At 43.4% G+C, this 13,811-nt stretch carries 21 protein-coding genes; 3 read left to right on the forward strand and 18 right to left on the reverse strand.

The annotated features are described in order from the left end of the window. Positions 1 to 144: 144 nt before the first annotated feature. From U0839_RS06730 to U0839_RS06780, 11 genes are all read right to left on the reverse strand, one after another. Complete coding sequence (locus tag U0839_RS06730) at positions 145 to 1,272, reverse strand: DUF262 domain-containing protein (protein ID WP_413550328.1); 1,128 nt, start codon at positions 1,270 to 1,272, stop codon at positions 145 to 147. A 210-nt stretch (positions 1,273 to 1,482) separates the two neighbouring features. Beyond that, positions 1,483 to 1,836, reverse strand: coding sequence for a hypothetical protein (locus U0839_RS06735; protein ID WP_413550329.1), 354 nt, complete (start codon positions 1,834 to 1,836; stop codon positions 1,483 to 1,485). A gap of 18 nt (positions 1,837 to 1,854) precedes the next feature. Next, positions 1,855 to 2,163, reverse strand: coding sequence for a hypothetical protein (locus tag U0839_RS06740; RefSeq protein WP_413550330.1), 309 nt, complete (start codon positions 2,161 to 2,163; stop codon positions 1,855 to 1,857). 243 nt (positions 2,164 to 2,406) lie between these two features. Continuing rightward, positions 2,407 to 2,661: a hypothetical protein gene (locus U0839_RS06745; RefSeq protein ID WP_413550331.1), complete on the reverse strand. Its 255-nt coding sequence runs from the start codon at positions 2,659 to 2,661 to the stop codon at positions 2,407 to 2,409. A gap of 62 nt (positions 2,662 to 2,723) precedes the next feature. Beyond that, on the reverse strand, positions 2,724 to 3,599 hold the full coding sequence (locus U0839_RS06750) for a CotH kinase family protein (RefSeq protein ID WP_413550332.1): 876 nt from the start codon (positions 3,597 to 3,599) through the stop codon (positions 2,724 to 2,726). A 16-nt stretch (positions 3,600 to 3,615) separates the two neighbouring features. Next, positions 3,616 to 3,921 (reverse strand): CotH kinase family protein, encoded by a 306-nt coding sequence (locus U0839_RS06755; protein WP_413550333.1) that lies wholly within the window; start codon positions 3,919 to 3,921, stop codon positions 3,616 to 3,618. Positions 3,922 to 4,087: 166 nt separating this feature from the next. Then, positions 4,088 to 4,480 carry a hypothetical protein gene (locus U0839_RS06760; RefSeq protein ID WP_413550334.1) on the reverse strand — a complete coding sequence of 131 codons (393 nt, stop codon included), beginning with the start codon at positions 4,478 to 4,480 and terminating at the stop codon, positions 4,088 to 4,090. A gap of 11 nt (positions 4,481 to 4,491) precedes the next feature. After that, positions 4,492 to 5,532 (reverse strand): tail fiber domain-containing protein, encoded by a 1,041-nt coding sequence (locus U0839_RS06765; RefSeq protein WP_413550335.1) that lies wholly within the window; start codon positions 5,530 to 5,532, stop codon positions 4,492 to 4,494. 45 nt (positions 5,533 to 5,577) lie between these two features. Further along, positions 5,578 to 6,483 carry a hypothetical protein gene (locus U0839_RS06770; protein WP_413550337.1) on the reverse strand — a complete coding sequence of 302 codons (906 nt, stop codon included), beginning with the start codon at positions 6,481 to 6,483 and terminating at the stop codon, positions 5,578 to 5,580. Further along, positions 6,399 to 7,301 (reverse strand): glycine-rich domain-containing protein, encoded by a 903-nt coding sequence (locus U0839_RS06775; protein ID WP_413550338.1) that lies wholly within the window; start codon positions 7,299 to 7,301, stop codon positions 6,399 to 6,401. Before U0839_RS06775 ends, U0839_RS06770 begins: the two co-directional genes overlap by 85 nt. A gap of 11 nt (positions 7,302 to 7,312) precedes the next feature. Then, on the reverse strand, positions 7,313 to 8,491 hold the full coding sequence (locus tag U0839_RS06780) for a hypothetical protein (RefSeq protein ID WP_413550339.1): 1,179 nt from the start codon (positions 8,489 to 8,491) through the stop codon (positions 7,313 to 7,315). A gap of 61 nt (positions 8,492 to 8,552) precedes the next feature. On the opposite strand from U0839_RS06780, the gene U0839_RS06785 reads away from it, so the two are divergent. Next, the gene (locus U0839_RS06785; protein ID WP_413550340.1) at positions 8,553 to 8,861 is read left to right on the forward strand and encodes a hypothetical protein; all 309 of its coding nucleotides are present in this window, start codon (positions 8,553 to 8,555) and stop codon (positions 8,859 to 8,861) included. Between the two features lie 60 nt (positions 8,862 to 8,921). After that, positions 8,922 to 9,131, forward strand: coding sequence for a hypothetical protein (locus U0839_RS06790; RefSeq protein WP_413550341.1), 210 nt, complete (start codon positions 8,922 to 8,924; stop codon positions 9,129 to 9,131). Between the two features lie 4 nt (positions 9,132 to 9,135). On the opposite strand, the gene U0839_RS06795 is transcribed toward U0839_RS06790, so the two are convergent. The 7 genes from U0839_RS06795 to U0839_RS06825 all read right to left on the reverse strand — a co-directional run bounded on the left by U0839_RS06795 (position 9,136) and on the right by U0839_RS06825 (position 13,504). After that, entirely contained in the window at positions 9,136 to 9,687 is a 552-nt protein-coding gene (locus tag U0839_RS06795; RefSeq protein WP_122123046.1) for a putative phage tail protein, read from the reverse strand. Continuing rightward, the gene (locus U0839_RS06800) at positions 9,684 to 10,793 is read right to left on the reverse strand and encodes a baseplate J/gp47 family protein (RefSeq protein WP_413550342.1); all 1,110 of its coding nucleotides are present in this window, start codon (positions 10,791 to 10,793) and stop codon (positions 9,684 to 9,686) included. The genes U0839_RS06795 and U0839_RS06800 overlap by 4 nt, the downstream gene beginning before the upstream one ends. Further along, positions 10,793 to 11,275, reverse strand: coding sequence for a phage GP46 family protein (locus tag U0839_RS06805; protein ID WP_122123044.1), 483 nt, complete (start codon positions 11,273 to 11,275; stop codon positions 10,793 to 10,795). Before U0839_RS06805 ends, U0839_RS06800 begins: the two co-directional genes overlap by 1 nt. Beyond that, positions 11,272 to 11,790 carry a phage baseplate assembly protein gene (locus U0839_RS06810; protein ID WP_413550343.1) on the reverse strand — a complete coding sequence of 173 codons (519 nt, stop codon included), beginning with the start codon at positions 11,788 to 11,790 and terminating at the stop codon, positions 11,272 to 11,274. Before U0839_RS06810 ends, U0839_RS06805 begins: the two co-directional genes overlap by 4 nt. 62 nt (positions 11,791 to 11,852) lie before the next feature. Then, complete coding sequence (locus U0839_RS06815) at positions 11,853 to 12,146, reverse strand: hypothetical protein (protein WP_162988530.1); 294 nt, start codon at positions 12,144 to 12,146, stop codon at positions 11,853 to 11,855. 369 nt (positions 12,147 to 12,515) lie between these two features. Next, positions 12,516 to 13,307: a Bro-N domain-containing protein gene (locus tag U0839_RS06820; protein WP_413550344.1), complete on the reverse strand. Its 792-nt coding sequence runs from the start codon at positions 13,305 to 13,307 to the stop codon at positions 12,516 to 12,518. Continuing rightward, the gene (locus U0839_RS06825) at positions 13,304 to 13,504 is read right to left on the reverse strand and encodes an Arc family DNA-binding protein (RefSeq protein WP_413550345.1); all 201 of its coding nucleotides are present in this window, start codon (positions 13,502 to 13,504) and stop codon (positions 13,304 to 13,306) included. Before U0839_RS06825 ends, U0839_RS06820 begins: the two co-directional genes overlap by 4 nt. Positions 13,505 to 13,612: 108 nt before the next feature. On the opposite strand from U0839_RS06825, the gene U0839_RS06830 reads away from it, so the two are divergent. Then, positions 13,613 to 13,811: Arc family DNA-binding protein (locus tag U0839_RS06830; protein WP_413550346.1), on the forward strand; the 199-nt coding region annotated here is incomplete at its 3' end.

Consider the following 13,811-nt stretch of genomic DNA (forward strand, 5'->3'; position numbering starts at 1 on the left):
TTTTCTTACGATATTCACTAGCCATCTCATTAAAAATAAATGATAATTCTATGAATTCTCTTCGTCTCCAGTTTAAATCTTTATCAATTTTTTTTTCTAATGTCTCATATTTCATTTTAATATTCTATATTAGTAAACAGGCAATTAAGATCCAATCAATTCTTTTCCTTGTTTGACCATATTCTTCATTCTATCTATAGGTCTTATATTTCTTTCTAATGCAGGATCTTCAGATAACTTAGTAGCTCTATCTTTTTTTGCTTTTATAATTTTTTCTTCTAACTCTTCTGGTTTAACTACTTTATTTTTTTCGAATGCATAAGAAACACCATAAGATACCATTTCAAAAATGGGCATTGAAATAGCACCTGTATAATCTTTTTTCTCACTATTATATTTTTTAAACGCTTTCTCTCCAAAATATTTATTTAGATATTCGAATGTTTTATCAAATATTTTTTTCTCATTTTCGTAATCGTAATCATTATTTAATATAGTTGTAACAAACTGATTTAAATAAGGAGCAACATCTTGCAAAGAAGGATTCAAAGAATTGGAGGGGATATTTCGTAAACAGAGATAACGAACCACCAATTCATTATCATAACTTTCATTTTTCTGTCTTTCAGAAATAGGTAAAGTTTCTATAAAATCTTTGTTTTTAGCAAAATTTTCAATCCAATGCTGTGCGTTTGCATTTACCATTAATAATAAAACGTTTCTTACTTCTTGATCACTTAATTTAGAACCACCCGTATTTAATCTTTGGAAAATCTCAAATTTTGTATCCGTTTCACTTTCACGCTGTAATATTTTTATATCAATTTTTTCCCTTTTAAATATTCTTTTTATATTTTTGTGTATAACATTATTATCACCTTCCTGTCCTTCCCAAACTTTATCCTGTAATTTTTTAAGATAATCCGTCGAAATAAGTTTTAAGGGAGGATAAAGTTCTGAAGTTTCATCTTCTTTTTTCAATTTTCCCATAAATTCTAAAATAGTAGATATACGTTGTAATCCATCTACCAGCTCCCAAATCCCTTCCTCATTCTGTGCAACAAAAATAGAAGGAAGAGGTATTCCTAATAAAATAGATTCTATAAATCTACTTTTTTGGAAGATTGTCCATCGATATAAACGTTGAAATTCTGGTCTAATTTTTAGATCACCATCATCATACATATTTACAATTTCACCAATAGACATAGGATAGGAATCAGTTCTTACTTTCAACCTTGCTGCATCAATTTCTTTTTGTAATTCATCCATTTTTTTTCCACATTTATAATCAAATTATTATTATTCATTAATAATAATATGAAAATATTATTTCAAAAATCAAACAATTTTGATGATATTAATCTTATACCTACTTCTAGAATTAAGTAATGGCTATGATCGGAATGACCCATGGGTCATGAATCTTGATCCACTCACAATTGTTCAGCCACCACCATTTGCAAAACTCATAGACTGTATTCATGATCCCTTATCACCCCCGCCAGTATTCTTGCCAGGGTGTAAAGGTTCACCAGAGCGAATGTTCCCCAGGCAACAATGCCAAAATGCCAGTGCCTCTCGTAGACAAGCATGTTCAGCACCCCCCATATGAAAAGGGATGCGGCAAAAAAAGAGGCCACACCCCTCCACCTGAAACTTCCGCACATCAATGAAACAAGCTGCAGCGTCCCTGTAAGTATGAATGATCCTTCCCAAATACAGGCAGGAAGGATCGCCCTGAACCCATTGACGAACGAACAGTGAAAGATATTGCCGGCCATGAAATATGCAAGAGCATAAATTCCCGTCATGACCAGCAGTATCGAGCTCCACCACTCACCCAGGCAATGGTTACGGTGTTTTTGGTGTCGCCTGTTTTCCATTGGTGCCATCCCCGTTCTTTCCATCTTTTCCAGCCTGCCTGTCTGGCAGCCTGAAAGAGGCCAGCAGATGAATGAGAGACCACAGCCCGTGCAATCCGCTTTTTGAATCAGGCTCTTTCCAGAACCGTATGACAAGGGTGCACAGGGTCACGATGAAAGTGACAACCGCGACAACGTCACCCGCCGTATTGCTGGGCAGGACATTGATGATATATTGTAGAAGCTCGGTAAAAAAATCCATCTGTTCTTTCCTTGAATATAGACATAAAAAAACCACCCTAGCGGTGGCTGGTATCTCTGGTGTTCTGGCAGGCCATGATCATGTCACGCAGGCTTTTGTAATCCATCAGGTAACGGCCGGTCTCGCTGTCAGGTTTTAACGCCTTGATCTCGCTGGAAAGCTTTTCCTGTGACTGGGGCGTGTAATCCCTCAACGGCGGGCATTCAATCCGGTAGACAACGCGTGGCGATGACGAGCATGCCGCAAGAAAAACCGCCGCGAGTAAAATAATGGGTTTCATCAGAATTGCCCTTTCTCCAGCACATCTTCCAATTCCTCCATGTTTCCAGGTGAATGATTGGCTGCCTGCCGCATTGCCTGAACAGTCCGAAGGGTCTGCAGGTCATTTTTGATGACTTCATCCTGTGTCCTGATCAGGTTGTTTCTATTCGCGGCCCTTCGGCCTGTCAGGTAAATCAGTCCCGCCATGATCCACCCTTTCCCTTTCCATAAAAAAGAGCATACGGACTTGATGATGAGTATGATATTTTCCATCTGTCTTTCCTTTTCCGGACATAAAAAAACCACCTGTTGAGGTGGCTTCTCAATAAGAATAATCAATTATAGTACTTGAATTGCCGATCAAGCCACTGGATACGGCGTTTGGCGAAATTAAGGATGAAATTCACCGACCATTTCTTTCCATCATCTGAAATGACCTTGCCATTTCCCAATCCTACCTCTGCATTCATGATCCACAAATCCAGGTCTTTCTTTATCATGTCGGGATTGATAAGGTCTGCTTTGTCCTTGATGATTTTTGAAAAGGTTTCATGGGATATCTTTCCCGTATCCCTAAGGTAACGCCATCTCGCCCGTATTTCCGGCGTGAAACAGTTATGGATGGTTTCAAAGAATACCGGATCCTGCCCATCAATCATCCTGTCACGTTTGGTTATCCATCCAATCCTGAAAGGATCACTGTCATCCGCACTCAGATATTGATCGACAATACCGAATGTCTGGTCCTCATCGTAGGGATATATATACGCGACACCCGATGCCGGCGTGGCATTCCAGCTGCACAGCATGAAATTGTTCACCAGACTGTCAGGGGAAAAACAGACCTCGCAGAGCAGGATATAGTCAATGAAACATTCAAGATCGATATATTCCCGATATGTCTCTTTCATGCTCACCCTGCCCGCGATACAGTCCGAAGACCATCGCAGGAATCTTTTCAGGAAACTGACACTGTCATCCGTGTTCGGATCGGGCGAGTATATCTCCCATTCGGACGGATTGTAGTTGCCGTCTGTCCAGAACGTGCTGGCATGATCGGGCTGGGCAAGAAAATGCCCCGGGTTTGATGAATCAATCAGGTACTGGTCATTGTCATTGTCAGACCTTATTATATACATCCCAAGGAATTCCCCGTTTCTATACAATTCACAGGGAAATCCGTCGGTTGAAAACAGCACGGAGGTTCTCATTCCGAGATTGTCCCTGTCATAATAGGAATAGGGATGAGGCCGGTGCAAGCAGACCAGCCTCATCCCTATGGAAATTCCGCCATATCTCGGTGGTGACGATATCCCTGAGCAGGGTTCTGTCTGTTCCGTATCCTTTCAGGACAAGACCGTTCATCGGTGCCCAGTCCCCTATTTTCACCTTGAGTTTTTTACCTGTCTCCGCATTTTTGAACTTGATCTTGAAGTTTTTCTTTGCGGAATTCAGGCTTGTCTGTCCCTGCAGGTTCCATGTTCCTGTGGAGGAAAACAGGGGTATTGTTCCCTCGAAAACGGATACACTCATGTCCACACCGTCCTTGCTTGCCGGAATATCCCCCCTGATAGAGACCCTCCATGGCCTGTTCGGTTTCGATATCACGATATAGTCCCAGTCACCCGCCGTATTGTCATTTCCATACTGGACAAGGCTGCCGTTATTGACAAATCCTGTTGTGGGTTGTTTATCCAGATCAGCCATAGATCAACCTTCCATAATAGTTTCCATTACCGTCAGAAATGAATTCGACAATAGTCACCGAACCCGCCCTTGTATCGATAAAAGGCTGTCTACCATGCCATCTGACAGATGCGTCGAACTCAACCTCGCAATTACCCTCACAGGGTTGCTGGAGAATGACTGTCATGCGTTGCAGCTGGCTCTCTTGCCCTTTACCGAGTGAAATATTGCACGCTTTCTGGAACAGAAGACGATAGCTGATCTCTCCCGCTTTCGGGAACATCAGGGTAATGTCCGGATCATTCACGATCCTGTTTTCGATCGGTATACCGGCAGACAGACGATCGATAATCTGCCCACCTGTCATTTCCTGTCCCAGCGATCCTTTCGCGAGACCCTGTGTCATGTCAAACCGGCTCATTTCGATTTGCCCTCAAGTTTCACCAGACGTGCCTCGAGATCGTTGATCTTCTGTTTATGAGCGGCCAAAAGCATGCAGAGAACCTCTGTATATCTCAGGTTCTGGCGTAAAATGACATTCCCTTTCTCATCTTTTGGAATTTCCTGGACGGACTTGAGAATCGGGTTCCCGTTTTTATCCTTCTCGCCTGTATCCACCCTCTTGAATTCAGGTGATGCATCCTGCGTCCACATGGCATAATCGGATGGATCAAGTCCCGCATCCCTGATCGCCTGTTCTATATCCTGAGCGATAAAACCTGTATGAACACGTGCCTTGTCCTCACCTTTCTCTTTTATCGCGTCATTCAGCCTGTAATTGACAGCATTGACATTATACAGGGCATCCATCAGTTTTTTGTCAGAATTATCGGCTTTCTCATCAAGGATGGATGTGATGGTCTTGACGTTTTTGTCCGAGGTCACGTTTGGTGCCGTCTGTGTGAAAATATTGTTCCATGGATTTCCCGCACGTCCCAGATCACCACCGCCAGCATTGAGGGGATGGAAGGAAATGGCCGCGAAAGCGAAATTGGGATTGGTTCCGTCCGACCATATCGTGTTGACAAAAGTCTTGTTGTTTCCCTCATTCCCATCGGAGTTCACGGAATACTGCATGTGAATTTCCCTGGATTTTGGATTTGGTTCATAATCCTGTGTATAATCATCATTTATCGGTCTCAGGCCCGCATTGATCCATGTGAAACCGTCATCGGTTTTTGGAGGCGGATAGGTGAACTGACCGGTTTTATCAAGAATTGTGGTTCCCAGGGGTTTGTTCGCTCCATCTTTCGCGAAATAGGTATCGGGGTTTATCTTCTGGTTGATATCGTCAACACCCTTCTTCGCCTCATTAGCCACCGCATTGATATTGGCGATATTGCCGTTTATATCATTTACCGTTTTGGCGACTTCAGAGAGTTGCTTTGGTGTGCCGCCACCATCAATTGAAACGGTACATGCGGAAAGATCAAGGTCTTTTGGAGAATTGTTGGCCATTTTAATATCCTGTTAAATTTTATTGATTGATTTTAGGTCTGTCTGTCATTCTGGCGAGCAGAGAACGCCGCCATTGTTCATGCTGTGTCTGTAATGGACACTGCCGTCCGTAAGAACGATATTGCCGTCCAGGGACAATCCTTTCGGCATGGACTTGCCACCGTTGACATAGCTGTCCGGTGCGAGAAAAACGCTTCCGTTGATTGAAAAGTCATCAGGCAATGACGCGACCTGATCCATCGCCACGATCTGTCCGTTATTGTCCCTGAACAGACCCGTATCCACACTGATGACCGTACCGTCATCCATCTGGAATTCAAGATTTGCATCATTGCCCATCGCGATGGAACGGATACCGTTGCCACGTACACCCGTCGAACCCATGACGACAACAATCCCGTCATCCGGATTTTCGTAAAGTATTCCCTCCTCGCGAATGGGAAGGATACAGACAAAATCAAGAGTTTCCTCCTGTTCTGTCGTTATCTCGCATCGTAGGGGAACATTCCGGTTCAACTCCCCACCGCTCAGTCGAACCGTGAAAGTATGGTCCTGGAATGCGTATTTGTCAGCCGTTACCTTGCTGTCACTTGCTGAACCGATTTTCACCGATGCAATCCTGTCATCAGAAAGCATGCGGTTCTTTACAGAAAAACTGTAGAATTTCTTTTCTGTAGGCCCCTTGCATGACAGTCTCAGTCTGGTACCTCCAAGACATCCTCCAGGCAATTCAAATATTTCACGATCAGTCTGTGAAACAATACTTTCATCATCTGAATGATTATCCTGTACTACCTGTCCATTTACCTTTCGTGACGCTCGAGTATTTATTTTATTGAAATCCATTTCAATATCCTGATTGTTAATTAACGTGTGAACTGGAATTTGATATATCCCGTGGAACCGTCCCCCCCCTGCCATGAATGCGGTGATTGCCTGTCCCTGGTGCACCCACCCGCACCACCGGCTCCGTAACCTGAACCCGATTGTGCCTTGTCCGCCCAGTCCGGTGTTCCACCCTTTCCCAGTGGAGTGCTTCCACCCGCACCGCCAAGATGATCATCCTCTGTAGCGTTATCGACACCATGTCCCCCGTCCGTACCATTCGGACTTCCTTTTTTTCCACCAGCCGTGTCCAATATGCCGCCACCGGCATAGGGTGTATTTCCACCGCCGCCACCTGTCACCCTAAGTATTTCTGTTTCATCAATCTTTACGAAACTGTCACCTCCATTGCCGCCCGCATCATAATTGCCAATTCCACCGCCCCCGATTTGTAAAAAAACCTTTTGGTTCGGCATCACGTCATGAACGATGTTCTGCTGGTAACCTCCGGAACCGCCGCCACCGCCAGACTTGCCACCGCCACCCTCTTCACCGCCACCGCCACCGCCGCCTCCGGCGATCAGCCATTCCATTTTCATTTTTCGGCATCCCTTTGGAATGACGTAGTTATACTGGCCAGCGGTTAGTTCAATGACAGGCTGATCCGTCCATATCGCCTCGCCCCATTCCATCTTCGGTATCAGGTCAACGCCGGCCACCAGCACACGCGGTGTATTCCCGATACTGTATCCGTTCTGGGATGCGTAGTTTCTCACCCCGTTGCTCAGGTCATTCAGGATATCCGCCGTTACCAGATCACCCTTCCTGATCATGTAATGGTCGAAGCCGTCCATTTCCCTGCGGTATTTTCTGACAACCTCGTTATAGTCATCAGCATAGAAAATACCGTTGATAAAAAGGGTGTTTCCATCATAGTTATGCATTGTTTTCTTCCCTAGTTCTGCCTGATAACGCATTCGACAGGACGGATTGAGGTCTCGTGACTGTTTTCCAGGGAAAATCCGATATGTCTCTCACCGCTTTTCGCTTTTCTGGCCACACCGGATATTTCCGAAATGGTTACCGGATCACCCTTGTCGATCATGCCTGTCACGAGAACGGGAACACGGCCTGCCAGCGCGACAGGTAACGCGTTCTTTCTATCCCTGATTGCCGTATTCATTTCATAGGCTGGGGATGTTGAAATGACCCCATAAAAAAAGCCCCCGATGGAGGCTCTCGTTATCTCTTTCTCACCGCCTATTCTCACAAGCGTCCCTGGATCATATCTCTCATCGGCAATATAGTATTCCGCAAGGTCTGCACAAAATGCGGACATGGACACCCCATTGAAATTCTTTCCCGTAATGGTTCCTTGATCATCCATGGTATAGAAACTGTTACCGGAATAAAAAACCAGATCGGTCTTGTTATTCTTGAAATCCTCCTGGAGATATATCCCGCCGGTTTGCCCAGGCCTGTTCACAAGGTTGAAGTGAATAGATGAATTTCCAACGATTAAACCGTTTTCATTCGTATCCTTGTTTGTACTGTTGATATTCAGTGTTCCATCCGTGACGGATATATCTTTGGATTGCAGTTCATTACACTCTATTTTTCCGTTTTCGTGAAAGACGATTGCATTGTACACCACACCATTTATTTTGCTCTGGATGGTTATTTTCTTGCCTTCCTTCATGTCATGGGTTGCGAACATGCTTATGGAATTTTTATCATCAAGCAGCCAGATTACCGATGGAAGGTTTAGAACATCATTTACATATGGAATATCGTACGCATCGATAACAATATTCTTGCCTTTGTGGTACATCTCACTGTAGTTATCGATCTTCCCTTCACTCAATGGTCTTAGTTCGTCAGCAATGATTTTCTTGCCACTGAAGTTTGACGCGTTTACGGTTCCGTTTTCGTGAAAGACGATTGCATTGTATACCACATCATTAATTTTGCTCTGTATGGTTATTTTCTTGCCTTCCTTCAGGTCATTAGTCGCGAACATGCTTATGGAATTTTTATCATCAAGCAGCCAGATTACCGATGGAAGGTTTAGAACATCATTTACATATGGAATACCGGTCGCATCGATAACAATATTCTTGCCTTTGTGGTACATCTCACTGTAGTTATCGATCTTCCCTTCACTCAATGGTCTTAGTTCGTCAGCAATGATTTTCTTGCCACTGAAGTTTGACGCGTTTACGGTTCCGTCCTCGCGAAGGATGATAGAGTTGGTCACCTTATCACCGGTCTTGCTCTGGATGGTTATTTTCTTGCCTTCCTTCATGTCATGGGTTGCGAACATGCTCATGGCATTGTTTCCATCAAACTGCCAGATTGCCGATGGAAGGTTTAGAATACCGTCCGTATATTTCAACTCTCCTGGATTGATGATTAAATTATGTCCGTCTACAGATAATGTACCAACAAACTTTACCTCACTCTCAACTTTTTGCTCTGTTGCAGATTTCAGTTTCAGGAAATAGTCATCATCGCCACCGACTTTTTTCATTATGGAACCTATTATATCGGCAAGCTGATTCCAGTTGTTCCTGTCTGGAGTTTTTCCACCAGCCCTGATCGCATTCACTATTTCCGCAACTGTTGCATTTACAACATGGGCTGGCAAAATTGTCGCTGGAATACCCTGTGCGGGATTTCCGTCAGTCGCATATTGGGCAATGGTATCCACCGGTGCCTTGTCAGCATTTTCCATTGGAACGGAATATGGTGCAATAATTAAATCCATTTCATAACCTTCTAGTTTATTTTTTCATTTTGGAACAACCCGTAATAGACCAGGGTATGTGTCGGTGAAATACGGTTGAAAATGCATGGGAGATATTTCAGGTCCTGATCCGACCTTATTCTCCATGTATGGGACCAGTCCTCACCACCCAGTGGCCTGTTAAGGGGTGTTCCAAGTCTGAATGGCGTGAATTGATCAATGGTGATGTCAAAACCGAAATATTTTTTTGCATACATGATATAGAAATTGATATTGGAATCCACGGATGACACCAGACGATCAACGACAAGCCTCTGACGCAGCTGCAAATCCGTCACCTCTCCAACACATGGATCCGGTAACCCGACGGTTTTTTCCCACTCATCGAGAAGTTCGGTCGCGGTTCCAGGAAAAGAGACCTGCAAGAGCTCGATCGCCCTGTCACTGTTCCTGACATATACCTGGCCAATGATGGAAGCCCAGTAATGACAGAGGCTCCCTGGCTCCCTTGACCATATTGGGCCCATCGGCAATAGGTATAACAGGGCCTGCCTGAAATTTTCATGGGTGAAACGTGGTATCATGTCTGAAATGTAACCTTTCCCAATATTGGCAGGTTGCCATCACTTTCCGCGATAATCGTCGTAACGGGTGATGATATGGTGTATTGGGTTAATGTCGTTATGGATGCAATGGCACGGTCCCATGCACTTGGATGCATGTTTTTACCTGGAGCGGCCTCTCTTCGGAACAGGTCTTTCAATGCGGCCCTGATGGCATTCTGGTTATCGAGCGTGTTATTGCTGTCAAGATCGGAAATGACAAAATCAACAGGTTGCGGAATTGGCGAGCAGACAATGACAAGTGAGGTTACCGTCTGCTTGTCCCATATATAGTTCGCAACGGCCAGCTGGTCACCCGTTGCTGTTTTATACCTTTTCTCCTTGTCAGATGTCCCATTTTCCCCGATCGGAAAACCGTTATTGGAGGTATTCGCATCGTCACACATGATCCATATCACGACAGTACCGATTCCAAAACTGTTCCGTCCAACCCATGCCCTTGAAACCTGGTGCACGGATTCTGCCCACATGATATATTCCTGTTCACGCCCGAGGGAACCTGATGTTCTGAATGACTGGATCACCCTTGACCGGTAAGCATCCTCATCCTCGAGATCTGCACCTCCGGTGATCGGTGACAGAACCCTGACATTCACGTTCACACCCGCCATGGCCTGTCCAAGCGTAAGGACTGCAGTCTGGTCAGAATTCCCGTCAATACTATTCTCGACAGACTGAATATGGGCCTGGTTCCGGATGCTGTCCTCCGTTGTCACGTAGCTCCATCCATCATTCCTTCTTATTTGCGTTCCCTTTGGAACGATAACACTGTCATCCACGACCGTGAATTCAACCAGTCCCGTTGCCCTGGTAGGGGCCTTTCGATAGACATTCTTGAGATTTCCCCATCCAGCCAGATATTCATCTGTCGCGGTCCAGGGAACGGACTGTCTGGCGATATTGCCCAGGAATGAATAATGCGACCATGAGAGTCCAGCCTGGACAGTTCCGATCGTGCCAATAACCGAATTTTTGAGCACTGTCTCAATTCCTGGAACGCCAGCGTTGATTATATCCTGCTGCACCTGATTGTTGAGTTCTGTTAAGGTTGGAACCTTGAACGGCATTATATTCCCTCCCATACCCAACTGAATAGAAACTGTTGGGGCGTGTCTGATTGTGGTTCTGTTAGATTGATTGAAAACTGCAGTAGACCGGTTTTCACCCATTGGACATTGACATCGATATTCGCCACCAATCCATCATTCACCATCCACTGCAGTGATTCATAGATCATGTCCTGTGCGGACAGGGTGACAGAATACTGATCGGTTTTCACGGCCCGTCTCAGCTGCCATAATCTTGATCCCATAGGTTCATCCCTGAAAATGTCACCCCACCATCCGCGACGGTCTCCCGAAACCTTGCCGATATTTGACTTTTTTTCCGTAAAAGATGGTTCCAGAGGTGCAAGCCTGTCCGTGAACAGTGAAACCATGACAGCACTGAAAAGTGCATTGTCGAGTTTTATATCATTATCTAGGATAGACCATTCACCCTTGCCGGTCTTGTTATTCCAGGTTATGGAAATGTCCTGTACCGGTCTCATAGAGGGCCACCCGTTGGCTGGTTCTGGTATCCCCTTGAATGTTTATGGCTTTGCAGACTTACCGATCCCGCCTTTACATCGCCAGATGCCCTCACATCTCCCGTTGTATCGACATTCCCGTCAACCTTGAGATTTCCGTTCAGAACACATTTCCTGTCTGACGGATTTATCTCGACTGATCCATCATTCTTCAGGATAACGGTTGTTCCTGATTTGTGATAAATGGCGACCTCCCCATCGCCAAGTTTCTTTGGACGGTATCGCTGGTCATTCGATGCTATGACAGTGCCACGATTGTGGTCACCGGCAAAAAATAGGGAAATCGCATCTGCACCAGGCAAGGGTTTGCTGACAAAACCGTATTGCTGCATGAATGTCATTCCATCCATTTGGGCACCGCCGGAAACCACAACCTGTACTGTGGGTGTCGTTCCCTCTATAATCCTGTTAAGGATACGGCATGCACCAACTGTCATGTTGATCCGTCTCATGATGCTGTCCATTGGTCCAGGCATGTTCACTCCAATAAAAAAGCCATCCGGATGGATGGCCCTGTTTCCTTTTTTATAAAAAATGGTTATCTTGAAAGACTCGCGTTTGATATGTAGTTGTGAAGCTGGTCAACCTCCTCCTCCATCCGTCTTGTATGATCATTGATGGTACATATCAGGTCATCGATCACCGGATCCTTGCAGTTGACATTTTTCGTGAGTTTCCTGAACAATGAATTGAAAATGTCGTAATCAATATTGATGATCCTGATCATACGATCAGCATTCATCAAATCTATATTTTTACTGAACCTGCAAAGACTTGAACGATTATTCTCTTTACACATATTATTTCCGTCCGTAACGAATATGTTGTCCATAAAATATGGACACAATATTATTTTTCTTGATCTCTTGATATCCTCGAACATAATCCTAGATAAAAGAAGCCTATTATTCTTAACCATACTAGGTGCGTAGATAGTGAACAGATTGTTCAGATAAGGTCACTATCTACAATATGGTTTTATCGATGTTTATCGATACAAATAATGAAGCTTATTTATATAAACGATTAATATTCGTTAACTTAAATTAATCAGTAAATCTAGGATATCAAGGCAATATTTCGACATGGAATTAACTTTTATTTCTTTGAATTATTAATCTTTACTTAATAAACAAGTGTATATATTATAATTCACTTCATTAATTCCGGTTATTACTATCAATATCAAATTCAGATCATGTTAATGCTTGATAGAGTTGTTGGTTGTCGGTACCAAATGCAGCCGACCCTGCCCCATCACCTTATCGATATGGTTCCGGATGATATTCTCACCTTCATAACCGAGCCATTCACTGATCCCGTCGATGTGATAGATATACCGACCCGTTTCACGACTGATCTGGATCATCGATGCCTTGTCCGTCCTGATAAGATAACGGTGTATCCTTCCCGAACATCTGCATGACAATGTCCGTCTCCCTTTCTGTGGAACATTCTTTTCCTTCAGGACGGCGATGATAGGTTTGTAGTACGTCACGAAAGCGGCGGATGGATCAAAACCTGTTTTCAGGAATTCGACATCCCGATACACTTTCTCGAAATCCTTCCGCAAAATGGCAACGGCCTTGTTGACAACCGATTTGGTTATACCGCCGTATTGACCTGGAGACAATAAGTATCCACCCGTTTTACGTATAGAGGGTAATACTTCCGAAGTTACCCATTTCTTGAAACGTTTTGCTTCTGATTTGCGACTACGAAGGATTAAACTGTAAAGTCCAGATTCGTTGATTATGGTAGTTTCTCGCTCCCTTCCGATTGCGTCCATAATATGGACATAATCTTTTTCATCATTGTCTAAACGAGCAGTAACATTTCTGGAATTTTCTAATTCTAAAATTTTACATACATCATTTAATACGAACCAGGCTTTATTATCTTTTGTAAAAACTCTTACATCTATGCTATTAAAATTGAATAGAGTTATAGGATTTGATTTTTCATCAAAAGTTGTTATATTATGGTTAGTCATGATTGTTTACCTTTCATGATGACTGAGTTTAAAGCAGCGGGGTAGTTTGACGACGTATCCGCTGCTTTTTTATTTTTTATCCATTCCCTTAAAATATAAAGGATATGAGAATGTAATGATCTTGATTCATTCTTAGCATTTTTCTTAATTTCCCTTTGTAATTCTTCAGGAAAACGAAGTGTATATTTTTTAATCATCCTTATTTCCTAGTTTTAAATGACGCCTTATTGACGTCATTTTGACGATACCATTTTGACAATTTTAAATCAATAGACAAAATAACAATTATATGTCATTTTGACCTTATGTCTGAAAAAAAGAAAATATATAGATACACATTACGTTTGAATGAGGATTTGCATAAAATGCTCGAAAGAAGAGCATTAGAAAATAATCGTACTATGAGTAGCGAAATAATGGAAATATTACGTCTTGAATTTAATAAATCAAAATTAAAAGAAAAAATTAAAAAACATAGAATAAAAGATTCTGATCAATATGAAA

The organism is Commensalibacter sp. A3DC, assembly GCF_047307945.1.
Lineage (GTDB): Bacteria > Pseudomonadota > Alphaproteobacteria > Acetobacterales > Acetobacteraceae > Commensalibacter > Commensalibacter melissae.

Excerpts from the sequence above, each read along its gene's own strand:
- U0839_RS06730 (WP_413550328.1), bottom strand. The coding sequence starts at position 1,272 with ATGGATGAATTACAAAAAGAAATTGATGCAGCAAGGTTGAAAGTAAGA.
- U0839_RS06745 (WP_413550331.1), bottom strand. The coding sequence starts at position 2,661 with ATGGAAAATATCATACTCATCATCAAGTCCGTATGCTCTTTTTTATGG.
- U0839_RS06750 (WP_413550332.1), bottom strand. The coding sequence starts at position 3,599 with ATGAGAACCTCCGTGCTGTTTTCAACCGACGGATTTCCCTGTGAATTG.
- U0839_RS06755 (WP_413550333.1), bottom strand. The coding sequence starts at position 3,921 with ATGAGTGTATCCGTTTTCGAGGGAACAATACCCCTGTTTTCCTCCACA.
- U0839_RS06760 (WP_413550334.1), bottom strand. The coding sequence starts at position 4,480 with ATGACACAGGGTCTCGCGAAAGGATCGCTGGGACAGGAAATGACAGGT.
- U0839_RS06765 (WP_413550335.1), bottom strand. The coding sequence starts at position 5,532 with ATGGCCAACAATTCTCCAAAAGACCTTGATCTTTCCGCATGTACCGTT.
- U0839_RS06775 (WP_413550338.1), bottom strand. The coding sequence starts at position 7,301 with ATGCATAACTATGATGGAAACACCCTTTTTATCAACGGTATTTTCTAT.
- U0839_RS06780 (WP_413550339.1), bottom strand. The coding sequence starts at position 8,491 with ATGTACCACAAAGGCAAGAATATTGTTATCGATGCGACCGGTATTCCA.
- U0839_RS06795 (WP_122123046.1), bottom strand. The coding sequence starts at position 9,687 with ATGATACCACGTTTCACCCATGAAAATTTCAGGCAGGCCCTGTTATAC.
- U0839_RS06800 (WP_413550342.1), bottom strand. The coding sequence starts at position 10,793 with ATGCCGTTCAAGGTTCCAACCTTAACAGAACTCAACAATCAGGTGCAG.
- U0839_RS06805 (WP_122123044.1), bottom strand. The coding sequence starts at position 11,275 with ATGAGACCGGTACAGGACATTTCCATAACCTGGAATAACAAGACCGGC.
- U0839_RS06810 (WP_413550343.1), bottom strand. The coding sequence starts at position 11,790 with ATGCCTGGACCAATGGACAGCATCATGAGACGGATCAACATGACAGTT.
- U0839_RS06815 (WP_162988530.1), bottom strand. The coding sequence starts at position 12,146 with ATGGACAACATATTCGTTACGGACGGAAATAATATGTGTAAAGAGAAT.
- U0839_RS06820 (WP_413550344.1), bottom strand. The coding sequence starts at position 13,307 with ATGACTAACCATAATATAACAACTTTTGATGAAAAATCAAATCCTATA.
- U0839_RS06825 (WP_413550345.1), bottom strand. The coding sequence starts at position 13,504 with ATGATTAAAAAATATACACTTCGTTTTCCTGAAGAATTACAAAGGGAA.